The following is a 17,099-nucleotide window of genomic DNA, read 5'->3' on the forward strand; positions in this document are numbered from 1 at the left end:
CCCGCCGAGCAGACGGCTCCAGAACACGGCGAGCGTCTCGGGGCGGGCGCAGTCGACGACGAGCTGACTCTGACGGGCGGTCATCCGCCGATCGTACGGCCCGCCCGGGGCGGGCGGGCCGTACCCCGGGCCCCTATCCGGCGACGGCGGGGCCGGGGGCTTGGGCGTCCGCCCGGCCCAGGGGGCGCCAGGCGACGGCCAGGACGACGAGCATCGTCCCGGCGGCGATCCAGAACGGCGCCGTGATCCCCAGCGCGTGGGCGACGACGCCGCCGAGCAGCGAGCCGAGGGCGGCGCCGCTGACGTCGAGCAGCGCGTACGCGCTGGTGACCCGTCCGAGGAGGCCGCCGGGCACCGCCCGCTGGCGCAGCGTCACGACGATCACCCCCCACACCATCGCGTGTGTGCCGAAGACCACCAGGATGGCCGCGGCCACCCACGGCCGCGTGGTCAGGGCGAGGACGAGATGGGTCGCCGCCTCGATGAGCAGCCCGGCGCGCAGCAGCGCGGTCGCGCCGAACCGCGACCACAACCGGCCCGCCGTCAGCGTGCCGAGCAGGCCGCCGGCGGCGAAGGCGGTCAGCAGCAGGCCGTACCCCACCTCCGACAGGCCCAGACGTTGCCGGGCGTACAGCACGAAGACCGCGAAGGCCCCGCAGAACATCAGGTTGCCCACCCCCATGCTCAGCGCCAGGGTCCGCAGTAACCGGTGCCGCCACAGCCGGCGCACCCCCTCGGCGATGTCGGCGCGCAGACCACCGCTCGGCCCGGGAGGGGCGGCGAGAGGCAGGGGCCGCATGGCGGACACCAGGGCGGCGGCCACCACGAAGGTCAGCGCGTCGAAACCGAACGGCAGCGCGGCCGAGACGGTGAACAGCCATCCGCCGAGCGGTTTGGCCGCGAACTGGTTGCCGACGGTGAAGGTGGCCATCAGCCGTGTGTTCGCCCCGGCCAGCAGCTCCGGCGCGACGACGGCGGGAAGCAGGGCGGCCGAGGCGGTGTCGGCGACGGTCTCCGCCGTGCCGAGCAGGAAGAAGACGACGTAGACGAGGGGAACGGTCAGCGCCCCCGCCGCGATGACGGCGCAGAGCGTCCCCAGGGCGAGGGCGCGGACCAGGTTGACGCCGACGATCAGCCGCCGCCGGTCGAGCCGGTCCACATAGGCGCCGCTGACCAGGGAGAACAGCACCCACGGGAGCTGCTGGGCCAGGACGGCGCCCGCGACGAGGACGGGGTCGTCGCTCAGTGAGGCGACAAGGAGGGGACCGGCCGTCAGGGTGACCCCGTCGCCGACGTTGGAGACGGCGGAGGCGGTCCAGAGTTTGCCGAAGTCCGCGCCGAGACGCGCGGACGTGCGAGCACGCAAAAGAGCTCCTCGGAAGGAAGGAACGATCGGGGAAAAGGTGATCGTTCCGGGGCGAGGAGCACGGACCGCCGCGACCGGGACCGCGCGCGGGCGGCCTCAGGTCAGGACGACGGGACGGGTCCCCGCGCCGGAACCTGGAAGGCGGCCTCGTCGAAGCTCATGCGGAACCTCCGTCGTGTGGGCGGTCTCTGGGCGGATGTTACCTCTCGGCGGGGGGCGGTGGAATTGATCGATTACCCGTGATGTTCGATGGGTCGACAGGCACATCACGCGACTGCGGAGGTTCCCGTGGGAAAGCTGAACGACGACGCCAAGGCACTGCTCAGCCAGCCCATTCACGGCTGGGTGACCACCCTGCGCCCTGACGGCTCGCTGCACAGCACCGTCGTCTGGGTGGACGTCGACGGAGACGATGTCATCTTCAACACCGCCGTCGGCCGCGCCAAGGAGCGCCACCTGCGCGACAACCCGCAGGTCTCGGTGAGCGTGCTCGACCCGAAGGACGCCTTCCACCTGGTGAGCGTCTCCGGTGTCGCCGAGTTCGAGCTCGACGGCGCCGACGAGGTCATCGACGGCCTGGCCAACAAGTACCTCGGGGTGGAGACCTACCCCTACCGCCAGCCGGGCGAGCAACGCGTCACCGTCAGGATCAGGCCCGAGCAGGTCGTCTACAGCGGGGGCAGCTGACGCCCGTCACGGGGAGCGCGCGGCCGTCGGTAGTCTGCTGCGAACCACACACCGCGACCCTGGAGGCATGACGGATGGAAGCAAGCGGCGAGGGCACGGCGAGGCAGATCACGTTCGTGGGTGAGCCGGTGCTGCACCGCCCGTGCCAGGACGTGACCGGCTTCGACGAGGAACTGGCCGCGCTCGTGGCCGACATGTTCGCCAGCATGTACGCCGCGGAGGGAGTCGGCCTGGCCGCCAACCAGATCGGCGTGCCGCTGCGGGTGTTCGTCTACGACTGCCCGGACGAGACCGAGGAGTACCGCAAGGGCGTCGTGGTCAACCCGACCCTGGTGCTGCCCGGTCACGGTGAGCGGAACCTGGACGACTACGACGAGGGCTGTCTGTCCGTTCCCGGGCAGCGGGCCAGCCTGGCCAGGCCGGACCGGGCGGTGGTGCACGGGTTCGACGTCACCGGCGCCCCGATCACGGTCGAGGGCACCGGGCTGCTCGCCCGCTGCCTGCAGCACGAGACCGACCACCTGGACGGCATGCTGTACATCGACCGGCTTCCCGCCGAGCGTCGTCAGCAGCTCCTCGCGGCCTACGAGGCGTCCAAGGAGACGGCCGACGAGGCGGCGGGGGAGCAGGCGTCCGCGGCGGAGTGAGCCCCGGGCCCGGTGGAGCCGGTCCTCCGCCGGGCCGGCCTCCCGGCTAGCATGTCGCCCCGTAGACAGCAGCCATGGGGAGGGACAGCCGGTGTTGACGGATCGCGAGGACGGTTTCCACGCCTTCTGGCGGGAGTACCACCTGTGCACGCTGACCACGCTGCGGGCCGACGGCACGCCGCACGTCATCCCGGTCGGCGTGACGCTGGACGCCGAGGCCGGGATCGCCCGGGTGATCACCTCGGACGGCTCGCGCAAGGTCCGCCACATCGAGGCCGCCGGGGACGGCGGCGCGCGCGTCGCCGTCTGCCAGGTCGACGGCGGGCGCTGGTCGACGCTGGAGGGCAGCGCGGTCATCCGCAGGGACCCCGGCTCGATCGCCGAGGGTGTGCGCCGCTACGCCGAGCGCTACCGGCAGCCCAGGGAGAACCCCTCCCGCGTCGTGATCGAGATCCGCGTCACCCGAGTTCTCGGAAATGTCTGACCGGATAACCGTCGTCGGCGTCGGAGCCGACGGCTGGGCCGGTCTGTCCCCGGAGGCACGCGAGGAGCTGCTCGCCGCCGAGGTGCTGATGGGCAGCGCCAGGCAACTCGCCCTGATCCCCGCCGGTACGGCCGAGCGCGTCACCTGGCCGTCGCCGCTGCTGCCCGCGCTGCCCGGCCTGATCGAGGCCGGTCGCGGGCGCGCGGTGTGCGTGCTGGCCAGCGGCGACCCCATGTTCCACGGCATCGGCACGACGCTGGTGCGGCTGCTCGGCGCCGGACGGGTCAGGGTGCTGCCGTCCCCCTCCTCGGTCTCGCTGGCCTGCGCCAGGCTCGGCTGGGCCGCCGACCGCGTCGAGGTGGTCAGCCTCGTGAGGCGTCCCGCCGAGGCCGTGCACACCGCCGTCCACGACGGGCGCAGGGTGCTCGTCCTCAGCGCCGACGGCCGCACCCCGGCCCGGGTCGCCGCGCTGCTCACCGCCCGTGGCTACGGCGCGAGCCCGATGACCGTCCTGGAACGGCTCGGCGGTGAGGCCGAACGCCTGGTCTCCGGTACGGCGGGCGGCTGGTCCCTGACCGAGGCCGACGACCTCAACGTCGTGGCCGTCGAGTGCGTGGCCGCGCCGGGGACCGTCCCGCTGCCGGTCCTGCCCGGCCTGCCCGACGAGGCGTTCGAGCACGACGGCCAGCTCACCAAGCGCGAGGTGCGGGCGGTCACCATGTCCCGGCTCGCGCCCGTCCCCGGCGAACTGCTGTGGGACGTCGGCGCCGGGGCGGGCAGCCTCGCGATCGAGTGGATGCGCGCCCACCCGGAGAACCGGGCGATCGCCGTCGAGAGGGACGGCGACCGGGCCGGGCGGCTCACCCGCAACGCCTTCGCCCTCGGCGTGCCCGGCCTGAACGTGGTGACCGGCGCCGCCCCCGGCGCGCTCGGCGGGCTCACGGCCCCGGACGCCGTCTTCGTCGGCGGCGCGGTGAGCGTCCCCGGCGTGATCGAGGCCTGCTGGCGGGCGCTGCGGCCCGGCGGCAGGCTGGTGGCCAACGCGGTGACCGTCGAGTCGGAGACCACGGTCGCCGCCTGGCACGCCAGGATCGGCGGCTCCCACAGCGAGATGGTCAGGCTCGCGGTCAGCAGGGCCGCCCCGGTCGGCGGTTTCACCGGCTGGCGGCCCATGATGCCGGTGACGATCTGGACGGCGGTCAAACCCGCCGGGACACAGGAGGAACGGTGACGGTGCGGTTCGTCGGGGCGGGGCCGGGGGCCGCCGACCTCATCACCCTGCGGGGGCAGCGGGTGATCGCCTCCTCACCGGTGTGCCTGTACGCGGGCTCCCTGGTCCCGGAGGCCCTGCTGGAGTGCTGCCCGCCGGGCGCGCGCCTCGTCGACACCGCGAGGATGGCCCTCGACGAGATCGTGGCCGAGATGCTCGCCGCCCACGAGGCGGGGCACGACGTGGCCAGGCTGCACTCGGGGGACCCCTCGGTCTACAGCGCGATGGCCGAGCAGATGCGGCGCCTGGACGCCGAGGGCGTGCCGTACGAGGTGGTTCCCGGGGTGCCCGCCTTCGCCGCCGCGGCGGCGTCGCTGAAGCGGGAGCTGACCGTGCCCGGCGTCGGCCAGACGGTGGTGCTCACCCGTACCTCGGCGCGGGCGACCCCCATGCCGGAGGGGGAGGACCTGGACACCCTCGGCAGGTCGGGGGCGACGATGGTCCTGCACCTGGCCGTGCAGCGCGCCGAGGAGGTCGTGGCGGAGCTGGTCCCCAGGTACGGCCTCGACTGCCCGGTGGCCGTGGTGGCCAGGGCCAGCAGGGACGACGAGGTGATCCTGCGCGGCACGCTCGCCGACATCGCCGGGCAGGTCCGCGCCGCGGGCGTCGTGCGCACCGCGGTGATCGTGGTCGGCAGGGTGCTGACCGCCTCGGAGTTCCCCGACAGTCACCTGTACTCCGCGGCCCGCTGCCGTGACTGACCCGGGCACGCTGAACGTCCTGGTGCTCGGCGGCACCGACGAGGCGAGAAGACTGGCCGCCGCGCTCGCCGACCGGCCGGGGACACGTGTGATCTCCTCCCTGGCGGGGCGGGTCCGCGACCCCAGGCTGCCGGTCGGGGAGGTGCGCGAGGGCGGCTTCGGCGGACCCGCCGGACTCAGGGCCTGGATCGAGGAGAACGGGATCGGCGTCGTCGTCGACGCCACCCACCCCTTCGCCGCCAGGATGACCGCGTCCGCGGCCGAGGCGGCGGGCCTGGCCGGGGTGCCGCTGCTGATCCTGCGGCGGCCCGGCTGGCGGCAGGGGCCGGGAGACGACTGGCGCTGGACGCCCTCCCTTGAGGCCGCCGCCGAGTCGCTGCCCGGTCTGGGCCGCCGGGTCTTCCTGACCACGGGCCGGCGCAGCCTGCCGGTCTTCGCGGGCCTGGACGACCTGTGGTTCCTGGCCCGCTCCGTCGACCCGCCCCAGCCGCCGCTGCCGCGCAACCTCCAGGTGCTGCTCAGCCGGGGACCGTTCACCGTCGAGGGGGAACTCGACCTCATGCGGGACAACCGCGTCGAGGTGGTGGTCACCAAGGACAGCGGCGGCCGGATGACGACCGCCAAACTGTTCGCCGCCCGCGAGCTCGGGCTGCCCGTCGTCGTCGTGCGCCGCCCCGCCGTACCCGGCGGGGTCCCGGCGGCCGAGACGGTCGAGCAGGCCACGGCGTGGCTGGACGCCGTGGCGGGCGGTCAGGCGGGATAGCGGCGGGGGGTGAAGACCACCCGCCTCCCGTCCTTCCTTTCGGCGACCCTGGTGGTCGAGGAGCCGACCAGCAGCAGGCAGCGCATGTCGACCGTGGCCGGGTCGAGGTCGCCGAGGGTGGTGACGGTCAGGCTCTCCCCGGCGCCGCCGACGTCACGGCCGACGACCACGGGCGTGTCCGGCGAGCGGTGTTCGAGCAGCAGGTCCCTGGCCGCCGCGACCTGCCAGGTGCGGCTCCTGGAGGCCGGGTTGTAGATCGCCAGGACCAGGTCGGCCCGCGCGGCGGCGCTGATCCTGTCCGCGACGACCTCCCACGGCTTGAGCAGGTCGGACAGCGACAGCACGCAGTAGTCGTGGCCGAGCGGCGCCCCGACCCGGCTGGCCACCGCGTGCGCCGCGGTCAGGCCGGGCAGCACCCGCACCGCGACGTCGGCGAACCTCGGCTCGCAGGAGACCTCAAGCACCGCGCTGGCCATCGCGAACACCCCGGGGTCGCCGGAGGAGACCACCGCGACCCGCGCCCCGGCCGCGGCCAGTTCGAGGGCGTGCGCCGCCCGTTCGGCCTCCACCCGGTTGTCCGTCGGGTGACGGCGCTGGCGCGGGTTCGGCGGGACGCGGTCCAGGTAGGGGCCGTACCCGACGAGGTCGTCGGCGGCGGCCAGCGCCTCCTGAGCCTCCGGCGTCAGCCAGGGCCGCCCGGCGGGCCCGAGCCCGACCACGACGACCTCGCCGCCCTGGACGCGCTCCGGGGCCCGGTTCTCACCGTGGGTGCCGGGAAGGCCGGAGTTGACCGGGCTCGGCACCAGCGCCAGCGAGAAGTACGGCACGCTGTCCGGGTCCACCTCGGCGAGCGGGGCCAGGCGCTGCGCGCCGGTGGTCGCGCGCTCCACGTACCACGCCTCGTCGAGACGGCCCGCCTCGGCCAGCGCGTCGCGAACCTTGGTGAAGGTACGGCCGAGCTTGAGGATCGCCGCGGAGTCGGTCGCGGCCAGGCGTTCGGCGATGACCTCGGCGGGCAACGTGCCGGGAAGCACCGTCAGGACCTCGTCCCGCTCGACCAGCGGCCTGCCGAGCACGGCCGCGGCGCCGCTCACCGACGTCACCCCGGGCACGACCTCGGTGACGTAGCGGTGGGCCAGCCGCTTGTGCATGTGCATGTAGGAGCCGTAGAAGAGCGGGTCGCCCTCGCACAGCACGACCACGTCGCGGCCCGCGTCCAGGTGGGCGGCCAGCCGCAGCGCGCAGTCGGCGTAGAAGTCGTCGATGGCGCCCTGGTAGCCGCCGGGGTGGTCGGTGGTCTCCGTGGTGAGCGGGTAGATCAGCGCCTCCTCGATCTGCCCCTCCCGCAGGTACGGCGCCGCCACCGAGCGGGCGATGCTCCTGCCGTGGCGGGCGCTGTGGTAGGCGATGACGTCCGCCTCCCCGATGAGCCTGGCCGCCTTGATGGTCACCAGTTCCGGGTCTCCCGGGCCGAGCCCGACGCCCCTGAGCCGTCCCGCTGACGTGTCGTTCACTCGACCTCACTCGCGATCGCGTTGACCGCGGCGGCGGCCATCGCACTCCCACCCCGGCGCCCGTGCACGACCAGGTACTCCAGACCCGCCGGATGCCCGGCGAGCGCCTGCTTCGACTCGGCGGCGCCGATGAAACCCACCGGCACGCCGAGCACGGCGGCGGGCCGTCCCGCCCCCTCCTCGACCATCTCCAGCAGCCTGAACAGCGCGGTCGGCGCGTTGCCGATCGCGACGACCGCCCCTTCGAGACGGTCGCGCCACAGTTCGAGGGCGGCCGCGCTGCGGGTGGTGCCGAGCCGTACGGCCAGCTCGGGCACGCCGGGCTCACCCAGCGTGCAGAGCACCTCGTTGCCCGCGGGCAGGCGGCGCCGGGTCACCCCCGAGGCGACCATCATCGCGTCGCACAGCACGGGCGCCCCCGCGCGCAGGGCCGCCCTGGCCGAGGCGACCACGCCCGGCGACCAGCCGAGGTCGGCGACCAGGTCCACCATCCCGCAGGCGTGGATCATGCGGACCGCCACCTGGGCGACGTCCGGCGGCAGGCCGTCCAGGTCGCTCTCGGCGCGGATGGTGGCGAAGGAACGCCGGTAGATCTCCGCGCCGTCCCGGACGTAGTCGGTCACGTTTCCCCTCTCAGAGCCGCCACGGCGGCCGTGGTCTCCTCGATGTCCGCGCAGTTCAGGCCACTGTTCAAGCCGCTGTCCAAGCCGCTGTCCTCCAGGAGGACCCGGTAGCCGGTCGTGGTCGCGACCACGTCGACGGCCCGTCCTCGCGGGCGGCCGCAACGTCGTTCGCAGCCCGCCCAGTGCACCGGGAGCGTACCGGGGCGGGCGGGGACGGCCGAGGGCGGGTCGCTCTCGGCCGCGATCCAGCGGGCGGCGTCGGCCCGCACGTCGGCCAGTGACTTCGCGCAGCCGGGCCGCCCCGCGCAGGCCGTCACGCCCGTCCACGGCGAGGCCGGGTCGAGGACCAGCCCGGCGGCGACGAGCCGCCCGGCGACCTCGGAGAGAGCGGCCGGGGACAGGCCGGGCAGGACGACGCCGCGCCACGGCGTCAGCCGTACCTCCTCGACGGCCAGGCCGGCCAGCAGGGCGGCCTGGGCGGAGGTCAGCCGCCCCAGCGGCACCGTGACGCCGAGCGTGTTCAGGCCTGAGGGCTGTTCGACGGTCCCGACGGGACCGTGGGAGGGCGCCGGGACGGGGGCCCGCCGTACGGGGGCGGAGGTCGTCTCCAGGGTGGCCGCGACCCGGGCGGCGACGCGCTCCGCGCAGCCGGGCAGTTCGCCGATCCGCCACACACGGCCCTCCCGCACCCCGGGCTCGGCCAGGAACGCCTCGGCGGCGGTCAGCAGCGCGGCGACCGCCGACCCCGGCGGCATCCGCAGGCCGCTGTCGGTCTCGGCCAGCAGCAACGCCACCTCGCCGGGGCCGGTCGGCAGGATCGCGGCGTCCGCCCCGAGCCAGGCCACGTCGCCCCGGCCGTCGTCGAGCGCGAACAGGAACCGCCCCGGCAGGCCGGCGAGCGCGGGCGTGCCGCACAGGCGCAGGTCGAGCTCACGGGTCAGCGGTCCCACGTCGAGAATCCCCCGACCGTCGAGGCCGCTCAGCGGTGAGGCCAGGACGTTGCGGACCCGTTCGTGGGTGGCCGAGGGCAGCAGCCCCGCCTGTGCCATGCGGGCCGCGAAGTCGTCCCCGGCGCCCAGCCCGCGCACCTGGACGTTCGCCCGGGAGGTCAGCTCGACGACGCCGTTGCCGCAGGTCTCGGCGGCCGAGGCCAGCTCGCGCAGCTGCGGGGCCGTCAGGCGCCCTCCGGGCACCCTGACGCGCGCCAGGCCGCCGTCGGCCGCGGAATGCACCTGGAGCGCCCCCGGGCACGCGTCGGGATGAGATCGTCCGGAGAAGTGACCTTTTGACACGCTGAGGATGGTAACTCCAGTTTCTTGCGGGGACCTCGCTGCCGTAGTCTCATCGTTGGCGACGGCAAAAGGGAGGAAGCCGGTGTGAATCCGGCGCGGTCCCGCCACTGTAACCGGGGAGCGAACCCCATCCAGCCACGGTCCGGCAACGGGCGGGAAGGCCGGGGGGAGCATCGATCCGGGAGCCAGGAGACTCCAGCCGTCGTAGCCGACGACGACCCGGGGCGAGGACCCCGAGGGAGGAAAGCCCTGTGCGCTGTTCGCCGTTCCCCAGCCGCAAGCCTGCACCGCCGTTCACGGCCGCGCCGCTCCCCGCCGGGGAGCGTGGCGAATGATCCTCCTGCTCTCCACCTCCGACACCGACCTGCTCAGCGCCCGCGCCAGCGGCGCGGACTACCGGCTCGGCAATCCCGCCAGGCTCACCGCGGGGGACCTGCCTCCCCTCGTCGAGGGCGCCGACCTGGTCGTCGTACGGCTGCTCGGCGGGCGCCGCGCCTGGGAGGAGGGCCTGGACGCCCTGCTCGCCGGGCCGCTGCCCGTCGTCGTGCTCGGCGGCGAGCAGGCGCCGGACGCCGAGCTGATGGAACTGTCGACCGTGCCCGGCGGGGTGTGCGCCGAGGCGCACGCCTACCTCGCCCACGGCGGGGCCGCCAACCTCGCCGAACTGGGCCGCTTCCTGTCGGACACGCTGCTGCTGACCGGCCACGGCTTCGCCCCGCCCGCCCCGACGCCCGCCTGGGGCGTGCTCGAACGCCGGGCGCGCCGCGAGGAGGGCCCGGTCGTCGGCGTGCTCTACTACCGCGCCCACCACGTCGCGGGCAACACCGCCTTCGTCGAGACGCTCTGCGCCGCGATCGAGGACGCGGGCGCCCGCGCGCTGCCCGTCTACTGCGCCTCCCTGCGCAGCGCCGAGCAGGGCCTGCTCGACACCCTGGGCACGGTCGACGCCCTGGTGGTGACCGTGCTGGCCGCGGGCGGCACCCGCCCGGCCACCGCGTCCGCGGGCGGCGACGACGAGGCCTGGGACGTCGGCGCGCTCGCCGAACTCGACGTGCCGATCCTGCAGGGCCTGTGCCTGACCGGCGGCAGGGCCGCCTGGGAGGCCAACGACGACGGCCTCTCCCCGCTCGACGCGGCGACCCAGGTGGCGATCCCCGAGTTCGACGGGCGGATCATCACGGTGCCGTTCTCCTTCAAGGAGATCGACGGGGACGGCCTGACCGTCTACGTCGCCGACCCCGAGCGGGCCTCCCGCGTGGCGGGCATCGCCGTACGGCACGCCGTCCTGCGGCACGTCCCGCCCGCAGAGCGGCGGATCGTGCTGATGCTGTCGGCCTACCCGACCAAGCACTCCAGGATCGGCAACGCCGTCGGCCTCGACACCCCGGCGAGCCTGGTGCGGCTGCTTGCCGCGATGCGCGAGCACGGCTACGACATCGGCGCCGAGGACGAACTGCCCGGCGTCACCGGGCAGGACGGCGACGCGCTGATCCACGCCCTCATCGCCGCCGGAGGCCAGGACCCCGACTGGCTCACCGAGGAACGGCTCGCGGGCAACCCGGTGCGGATCAAGGCCTCCCGCTACGCCGCGTGGTTCGCCACGCTGCCCGAGGACCTGCGGACCTCGGTCGAGGAGCACTGGGGACCCCCGCCCGGTGAACTGTTCGTCGACACCTCCGCCGACCCGGACGGTGAGATCGTGCTGGCCGCGCTGCGCGCGGGCAACGTCGTCGTCATGGTGCAGCCGCCCCGGGGGTTCGGCGAGAACCCCATCGCCATCTACCACGACCCCGACCTGCCGCCCAGCCACCACTACCTGGCCGCCTACCGCTGGCTGTCCGACGGCTTCGGCGCGCACGCCGTGGTGCACGTCGGCAAGCACGGCAACCTGGAGTGGCTGCCCGGCAAGTCGGCGGGCCTGTCGGCCTCCTGCGGCCCCGACGCCGCACTCGGGGACCTGCCGCTGATCTACCCGTTCCTGGTCAACGACCCCGGCGAGGGCACCCAGGCCAAGCGCCGCGCCCACGCCACGCTGGTCGACCACCTCGTCCCGCCGATGGCCCGCGCCGACACCTACGGCGACATGGCCAGGCTTGAACAGCTCCTCGACGAGCACGCCTCCATCGCCGCGATGGACCCGGCCAAACTGCCCGCGATCCGGGCGCAGATCTGGACGCTGATCCAGGCCGCCAGGCTCGACCACGACCTCGGCATCGAGGACCGTCCGCACGACGCCGAGTTCGACGACTTCCTGCTGCACGTGGACGGCTGGCTGTGCGAGGTCAAGGACGTCCAGATCCGCGACGGCCTGCACGTGCTCGGCGCGGCCCCGCAGGGTGCCGTCCGCGTCGACCTGGTGCTGGCCATCCTGCGCGCCCGCCAGATGTGGGCGGGCGGCATGGCGCTGCCCGGCCTGCGCGAGGCGCTCGGCCTGCGTGAGGACGGCACCGCCGGGCGCCTGGGCGTCGACGAGGCGGAGGCCGAGGCCAGGTCACTGGTCGAGGCGATGGAGGAACGCGGCTGGGACCCGGCCGCCGCGGCCGAGGTCGCCGCGTCCGTGACGGGCGGCGACCGGGAGCAGGTCGGGCGTGTCCTGCGGTTCGCGGCCGAGGAGGTCGTCCCCAGGCTGGCGCGCACCGTGGACGAGATCGGCGCGATCCTGCACGCCCTCGACGGCGGCTACGTCCCGGCGGGACCGAGCGGGTCGCCGCTGCGCGGGCTGGTCAACGTGCTGCCGACCGGCCGTAACTTCTACTCGGTCGACCCGAAGGCCGTGCCGAGCAGGCTGGCCTGGGAGACCGGGCAGGCGATGGCCGAATCACTCCTCGAACGCTACCGCTCCGAGCACGGCGACTGGCCGCGCTCGGTCGGCCTGTCGGTGTGGGGCACCAGCGCCATGCGCACCGCAGGGGACGACGTGGCCGAGGTGCTGGCGCTGCTGGGCGTGCGCCCGGTGTGGGACGAGGCGTCGCGGCGGGTCACCGGCCTTGAGGCGATCCCCGCCGGGGAACTGGGCAGGCCCAGGATCGACGTGACCGTCCGCATCAGCGGCTTCTTCAGGGACGCCTTCCCGCACGTGGTCGCCCTGCTCGACGACGCCGTACGGCTGGCCGCCGGGCTGGACGAACCGGACGAGGACAACTACGTCAGGGCGCACGTGCTGGCCGACACCCGTGAGCACGGCGACGAGCGCAGGGCGACCATGCGCATCTTCGGCTCCCGTCCCGGGGCGTACGGCGCCGGGCTGCTGCCGCTGATCGACAGCCGCAACTGGCGCGACGACGCCGACCTGGCCGAGGTGTACGCCGTGTGGGGCGGCTTCGCCTACGGAAGGGGCGTCGAGGGGGTCCCGGCCAGGCAGGACATGGAGGCCGCCTACCGGCGGATCGCGGTCGCGGCCAAGAACGTCGACACCCGCGAGCACGACATCGCCGACTCCGACGACTACTTCCAGTACCACGGCGGCATGGTCGCCACCGTCAGGGCGCTCACCGGCAGGGCCCCCGCCGCCTACGTCGGCGACAGCACCCGCCCCGACGCGGTCCGCACCAGGACCCTGTCCGAGGAGACCTCCAGGATCTTCCGCGCCCGGGTGGTCAACCCGCGCTGGCTGGCCGCCATGCGCAGGCACGGCTACAAGGGCGCCTTCGAGCTGGCCGCGACCGTCGACTACCTGTTCGGCTACGACGCCACCACCGGGGTCGTGGCCGACTGGATGTACGACAAGCTCGCCGCGACCTACGTGCTCGACCCGGAGAACCGGGCGTTCCTGTCCGAGTCCAACCCGTGGGCGTTGCACGGCATCGCCGAACGCCTGCTTGAGGCGGCGGGCCGGGGCATGTGGGAACACCCCGACCCGGACGTCCTGCGCGAGCTGCGGGAGGTCTACCTCACATCGGAGGGGGACCTGGAGGACGACGCCTGACCGGTCCCCTCCCGAGGAGTCAGGAACGGCGGCCGAACCAGCGGCGCCTCTTCGCCGGTCCGGCCGCCGGGGCCGCGAAGCCGCCCAGCGGCGGGACCGTCGGCGCGCAGTCGTCCAGGGCGACCGGGTCACCCATCGCGACCACGATCCTGCGGCCGCCCCGGAACGCCTCACGGGCGTGCGCCGACAGGATGTTGTCCACGATCAGGACGTCACCCGGCCGCCACGTCTCCCTGACCGTCGCCCGCCGGTAGGCCTCGTCGATCGTCTCCACGTCCTGCCTGGAGATCGGCTCGCCGTCGCCGTAGGCCGTGTTGAAGGGCAGGTTGTCGTGTCCGAGGTCCTCAAGGAACACCTCACGCACCTCCGGGTCGAGCGCCCACTCGTTCCAGAAGACCGTGTGGTTGAACCACACCTCCTCCCCGGTCCCCGGGTGGCGGATGGTCGCCGAGCGGCGCTGCGTCGTACGCAGCCTGTCGCCGTCCAGCCACTCGTGGGCGATGTGGTTGGCCGCGCAGTACGCGGCGACCTCGTCCCTGTCCTCGGTGCCGAAGGCGGTGCGCCAGCCGAGGCTGATGTGGTCGCCGTAGTTGCGCACCAGGGACCAGCCGTGCGCGCGGAACCGGTCGGCGAGCGGCGCCGGGATGTCCCCGAGCACCTTGCGCACGTCGGTCACCGGGGTCGCGCCACCCTGGTCGGGGGCGACCAGGCAGCCGAACATCAGCAGCCCGGGGAAGCTGAGCGCGTAGCTGTTCTCGTTGTGCGGGCGGATCGCCTGGGACGGCGGCAGGTCCGTCGAGGAGTAGACGTCCTTGCCGAAGTGGCTGCGCGGGGTGGCCTTCTCCACATACCCGGCGGGCCTGGAGACCAGGGCGTCACGCACCTCGGCGAAGTCCTCGACCCCCGTGAGCGGCAGCCCCCGCAGGTAGAGGGCGCCGTGGACGTCCAGGCCCGCCCTGAGGGCCTGACGGTTCTCCCGCAGCCACTCGCAGGTCTCCCTCAGACCGGCCCCCTGGGCGTCGGCCGCGGCGGGGCGGCCGTCCTCGACCTCCCAGGCGATGGTGGTGTTCACGATGCGCGCGTCCTTTCGAGTTCTTCGATGCCGACGAGGTCGTCGGGCCTGGCGTCGGGCACGTCGTCGTCGAAACGCGCCAGGGTCCTGATCCGGAGGCCCGCGACCGTCAGCAGGGCGATGCCGAGCCCGCACAGCAGGTAGAGCAGTCCGATGCCGCGTCCCGGCCCGGTGCCGATCACCACGCCGAGGGTGCCGGCGAGCGGGCCGCCCGCGGCGAGCAGCGGGTCGAGGAGAGGGGCGGCGAGCGGGGCGATGACGCCGAAGCCGATCGGTGTGGTCGCCGCGGCGATCATGGTGTTGACCGCGATGACGCGCCCCTGGAAGCGGTAGGGCACCTTCACCTGGATGATCGTCATGATGACGCCGTTGATCAGCGCCAGCGCGTAGGACATGCCGAAGGCCCCGGCTCCGATCAGCCAGAGGTTGGGCCGCAGCCCGATCAGCAGTCCCGAGACCGCCATCAGCGTCGTGGTGAGGATCACGCCGCGCAGCCTGCGGTGGGTCGGGCCGCCCCACAGGCTCATGGTGACGCCGCCGGCGACCGCGCCCGCTCCGGCCGCGACCGCCATGGCACCGGCGGCGGTCAGCGAGGAGAAGGACAGCACGAGCGGCGAGACCATGACGAACATGGGCGCCAGGAACAGGTTCACCCCGGCGAAGAGGGCGAGCATGGCCCGGAAGCTCCGGTGCCCCAGCGAGAACCGGAAACCGTTGGCGATCTCCGCGGACATCGGCTCACGGCGGCGCAGCCCCAGCGTGGTGGGGAACCTGACGAACAGCACCACGACGACGGCGAAGACGTAGGCCGCCACCTGGATGGTCAGGATGCCCTCAAGGCCGATGGCGGCCAGCAGGCCGACCGCGACGAGCGGGACGAGGAACTGGGCGGTGCCGATCGCCAGCTGCACGATGCCGTTGGCGTGCCCGAGGTAGCGTTTCGGCACCAGCTGCGGGATCGACGCCTGGTAGGCGAGCCGCTGGAAGGTCGCGGAGACCGAGACGACCGCTATCAGCACGTACAGCGGGGCGACCGTGAGCCCACCGGTGAGCAGCAGGGCGAGCATCGCCGCCTGGGCCAGCCCCGAGCACAGATCACCGGCGATCATCACCCGCCGCCGGTCGTGACGGTCGACCACGGCGCCCGCCAGCGGCGCGACGCAGATTCCCGGCACCAGGGCGAGCAGGGCGATGAGCCCGAAGTGGACCAGGGACCCGGTGACCGTGTAGATCCAGATCGGCACCGCGAACTCGGTCAGCGCCGACCCGGTCAGCGAGACCAGCTGCCCGAGCGCGACGGCCAGGAAGCGGCGCACGTCCGGCTCCCGCTCCCGCCGTACGGTGGCCCGCCGCGTCACGGAGTCCTGCAGCCACCAGGTGCCGCCCGCCTCCCGCGAGTGCTCCCGGCGCCAGGCCTCGTCGGCGGTGTGGGTGCCCGTCAGGATCTGGGCCAGCTCACCGGCGCGGTACTTGGGGAAGAAGTGGCCCGCCTCGTCGATGACGACCAGCGAGGCCGACTCGGACACGAAGCACCACTCCTTGAAGCGCTCCTGGTAGAACTCGGTGCCCGGGTCGCGTTCGCCGACGACCGAGATGACCGGCGCCCGCAGCCGCGGCTGCTCGGCGGCCAGGATCCGCGTGTAGTACTCCTCGGCCATCCGGCCGTCCTCACGCATCAGCTCGACGGTGAAGGCCACCTGCTCCTCGTCGAGTCCGGACACGTCGCCGCCGATGGCGCGCAGTTCGGCCGCGACCCTCCTGGTGCCCTGCAGCCGGTCGTTGATGAGGCTGCTGAGCGGGCCGAGGAGACGGCCCCTCGGCTTGGCGAAGGGGAAGATGCCGCCCAGGTAGAGGGCGTCGAGCTCACGGCCGGACGCCTCGACGTGGCGGGCCAGTTCGATGGCCAGGGCGCTGCCGGGCGCGCAGTGCCCGTAGATCACGACGGGGCCCCGGACGTGTTCGGCGATCTCCTCGGCGCAGAGCCTGGCCACCTCCTCGAAGGGCAGCTGCCCCTCCTCGCCCGGCTCGCGCCCCGGCGCGGCGACCGCGTAGAGGGAGTAACCGGCGGGCATCGCGTCGGCGAGCGTCTGGTAGACGACCGCGTTCGCGCCGCCGTACGGCACGCAGATGACGGAGCCGACCCGGTCCTCGGGGGCGACCGGGCGGGTCAGCTCGGCCAGGACGCGGCGCGGCGCGGCGGCCCCGGCCCGGCGTTCGGTGACGAGCGTGGCGAGGGCGGCGACCGTGGGGTGGGTGAACATCTCCAGCACGCCGATCGGCGGCCTGCTCTCCGGGAAGGCCTTGCGCATCCTGGCCACGACCTGGGTGGCCAGCAACGAGTGGCCGCCGAGCTCGAAGAAGTCGTCGCCGGTGCCGACCCGTTCGAGGTCGAGGACGCCCGCCCAGATGGCGGCGACGGCCTCCTCCGTCGGATCGGCCGGGGCGGTGTAGCCGGGCCGCAGGTCGGGCCGTTCCGGCTCCGGGTCGGGCAGCGCCGCGCGGTCCACCTTGCCGTGCGCCTGGAGCGGGAGCCGGTCGAGCCAGACGAACCGGCCGGGGACCATGTACTCGGGGAGCCGGTCGAGCAGGAACGCCCGCAGCTCGGCGGCGCCGGTCTCCGGCGCGTCCGGTTCCCGTTCGAGCCACGCGACGAGACGGTCGCCGCGCAGCCCGGCCACACCCTGGACGACGCCGGGCAGGGCGCCAAGCGCCGCCTCGACCTCGCCCAGCTCGACCCGGTGGCCGCGGATCTTCA

13 protein-coding genes and 1 riboswitch are annotated in these 17,099 nt (G+C 73.9%); of the genes, 7 read left to right on the forward strand and 6 right to left on the reverse strand.

The window, feature by feature from the left end; genetic code table 11:
• Nucleotides 1–133 precede the first annotated feature (133 nt).
• Complete coding sequence (locus ACFOYY_RS40120) at nucleotides 134–1,366, reverse strand: MFS transporter (protein ID WP_386196595.1); 1,233 nt, start codon at nucleotides 1,364–1,366, stop codon at nucleotides 134–136.
• 288 nt (nucleotides 1,367–1,654) lie between these two features.
• Between ACFOYY_RS40120 and ACFOYY_RS40125 the strand changes: the two genes are divergently transcribed.
• The 6 genes from ACFOYY_RS40125 (at nucleotide 1,655) to ACFOYY_RS40150 (ending at nucleotide 5,918) form a co-directional block, all read left to right on the forward strand.
• Nucleotides 1,655–2,053, forward strand: coding sequence for a TIGR03618 family F420-dependent PPOX class oxidoreductase (locus ACFOYY_RS40125; protein WP_362784693.1), 399 nt, complete (start codon nucleotides 1,655–1,657; stop codon nucleotides 2,051–2,053).
• Nucleotides 2,054–2,127: 74 nt separating this feature from the next.
• Nucleotides 2,128–2,700, forward strand: a complete 573-nt coding sequence (def, locus tag ACFOYY_RS40130; RefSeq protein ID WP_362784690.1) for a peptide deformylase — start codon at nucleotides 2,128–2,130, stop codon at nucleotides 2,698–2,700.
• Between the two features lie 91 nt (nucleotides 2,701–2,791).
• The gene (locus ACFOYY_RS40135) at nucleotides 2,792–3,184 is read left to right on the forward strand and encodes a pyridoxamine 5'-phosphate oxidase family protein (RefSeq protein ID WP_352016487.1); all 393 of its coding nucleotides are present in this window, start codon (nucleotides 2,792–2,794) and stop codon (nucleotides 3,182–3,184) included.
• Entirely contained in the window at nucleotides 3,177–4,415 is a 1,239-nt protein-coding gene (gene cbiE, locus ACFOYY_RS40140) for a precorrin-6y C5,15-methyltransferase (decarboxylating) subunit CbiE (protein ID WP_362784687.1), read from the forward strand. Before ACFOYY_RS40135 ends, cbiE begins: the two co-directional genes overlap by 8 nt.
• Complete coding sequence (gene cobM / locus ACFOYY_RS40145; protein ID WP_362784684.1) at nucleotides 4,412–5,155, forward strand: precorrin-4 C(11)-methyltransferase; 744 nt, start codon at nucleotides 4,412–4,414, stop codon at nucleotides 5,153–5,155. The genes cbiE and cobM overlap by 4 nt, the downstream gene beginning before the upstream one ends.
• Nucleotides 5,148–5,918, forward strand: coding sequence for a cobalt-precorrin-6A reductase (locus ACFOYY_RS40150; RefSeq protein ID WP_352016484.1), 771 nt, complete (start codon nucleotides 5,148–5,150; stop codon nucleotides 5,916–5,918). The genes cobM and ACFOYY_RS40150 overlap by 8 nt, the downstream gene beginning before the upstream one ends.
• On the opposite strand, the gene ACFOYY_RS40155 is transcribed toward ACFOYY_RS40150, so the two are convergent.
• From ACFOYY_RS40155 to cobG, 3 genes are read right to left on the reverse strand one after another with little or no spacing between them, the layout of a single operon-like run.
• Nucleotides 5,906–7,432 carry a precorrin-2 C(20)-methyltransferase gene (locus tag ACFOYY_RS40155; RefSeq protein WP_386196601.1) on the reverse strand — a complete coding sequence of 509 codons (1,527 nt, stop codon included), beginning with the start codon at nucleotides 7,430–7,432 and terminating at the stop codon, nucleotides 5,906–5,908. The two genes, ACFOYY_RS40150 and ACFOYY_RS40155, sit on opposite strands and share 13 nt — an antisense overlap.
• Nucleotides 7,429–8,055 (reverse strand): precorrin-8X methylmutase, encoded by a 627-nt coding sequence (locus ACFOYY_RS40160; RefSeq protein WP_352016482.1) that lies wholly within the window; start codon nucleotides 8,053–8,055, stop codon nucleotides 7,429–7,431. Before ACFOYY_RS40160 ends, ACFOYY_RS40155 begins: the two co-directional genes overlap by 4 nt.
• On the reverse strand, nucleotides 8,052–9,347 hold the full coding sequence (gene cobG, locus ACFOYY_RS40165) for a precorrin-3B synthase (protein WP_386196604.1): 1,296 nt from the start codon (nucleotides 9,345–9,347) through the stop codon (nucleotides 8,052–8,054). The genes ACFOYY_RS40160 and cobG overlap by 4 nt, the downstream gene beginning before the upstream one ends.
• Before the next feature lie 19 nt (nucleotides 9,348–9,366).
• Nucleotides 9,367–9,565: riboswitch (cobalamin riboswitch) on the forward strand.
• Between the two features lie 113 nt (nucleotides 9,566–9,678).
• Between cobG and cobN the strand changes: the two genes are divergently transcribed.
• Entirely contained in the window at nucleotides 9,679–13,272 is a 3,594-nt protein-coding gene (gene cobN, locus ACFOYY_RS40170) for a cobaltochelatase subunit CobN (protein ID WP_386196606.1), read from the forward strand.
• Nucleotides 13,273–13,291: 19 nt separating this feature from the next.
• On the opposite strand, the gene ACFOYY_RS40175 is transcribed toward cobN, so the two are convergent.
• Nucleotides 13,292–14,344: a TauD/TfdA family dioxygenase gene (locus tag ACFOYY_RS40175; RefSeq protein ID WP_362911830.1), complete on the reverse strand. Its 1,053-nt coding sequence runs from the start codon at nucleotides 14,342–14,344 to the stop codon at nucleotides 13,292–13,294.
• Nucleotides 14,341–17,099, reverse strand: a 2,759-nt coding sequence (locus ACFOYY_RS40180) for an MFS transporter (protein ID WP_386196609.1), incomplete at its 5' end; no start/stop codon positions are given. The genes ACFOYY_RS40175 and ACFOYY_RS40180, both read right to left, overlap by 4 nt.

Origin of the sequence: Streptosporangium jomthongense, assembly GCF_042650425.1 — a bacterium.
GTDB lineage: Bacteria > Actinomycetota > Actinomycetes > Streptosporangiales > Streptosporangiaceae > Streptosporangium.

Excerpts from the sequence above, each read along its gene's own strand:
- def (WP_362784690.1), top strand. The coding sequence starts at position 2,128 with ATGGAAGCAAGCGGCGAGGGCACGGCGAGGCAGATCACGTTCGTGGGT.
- cbiE (WP_362784687.1), top strand. The coding sequence starts at position 3,177 with ATGTCTGACCGGATAACCGTCGTCGGCGTCGGAGCCGACGGCTGGGCC.
- cobN (WP_386196606.1), top strand. The coding sequence starts at position 9,679 with ATGATCCTCCTGCTCTCCACCTCCGACACCGACCTGCTCAGCGCCCGC.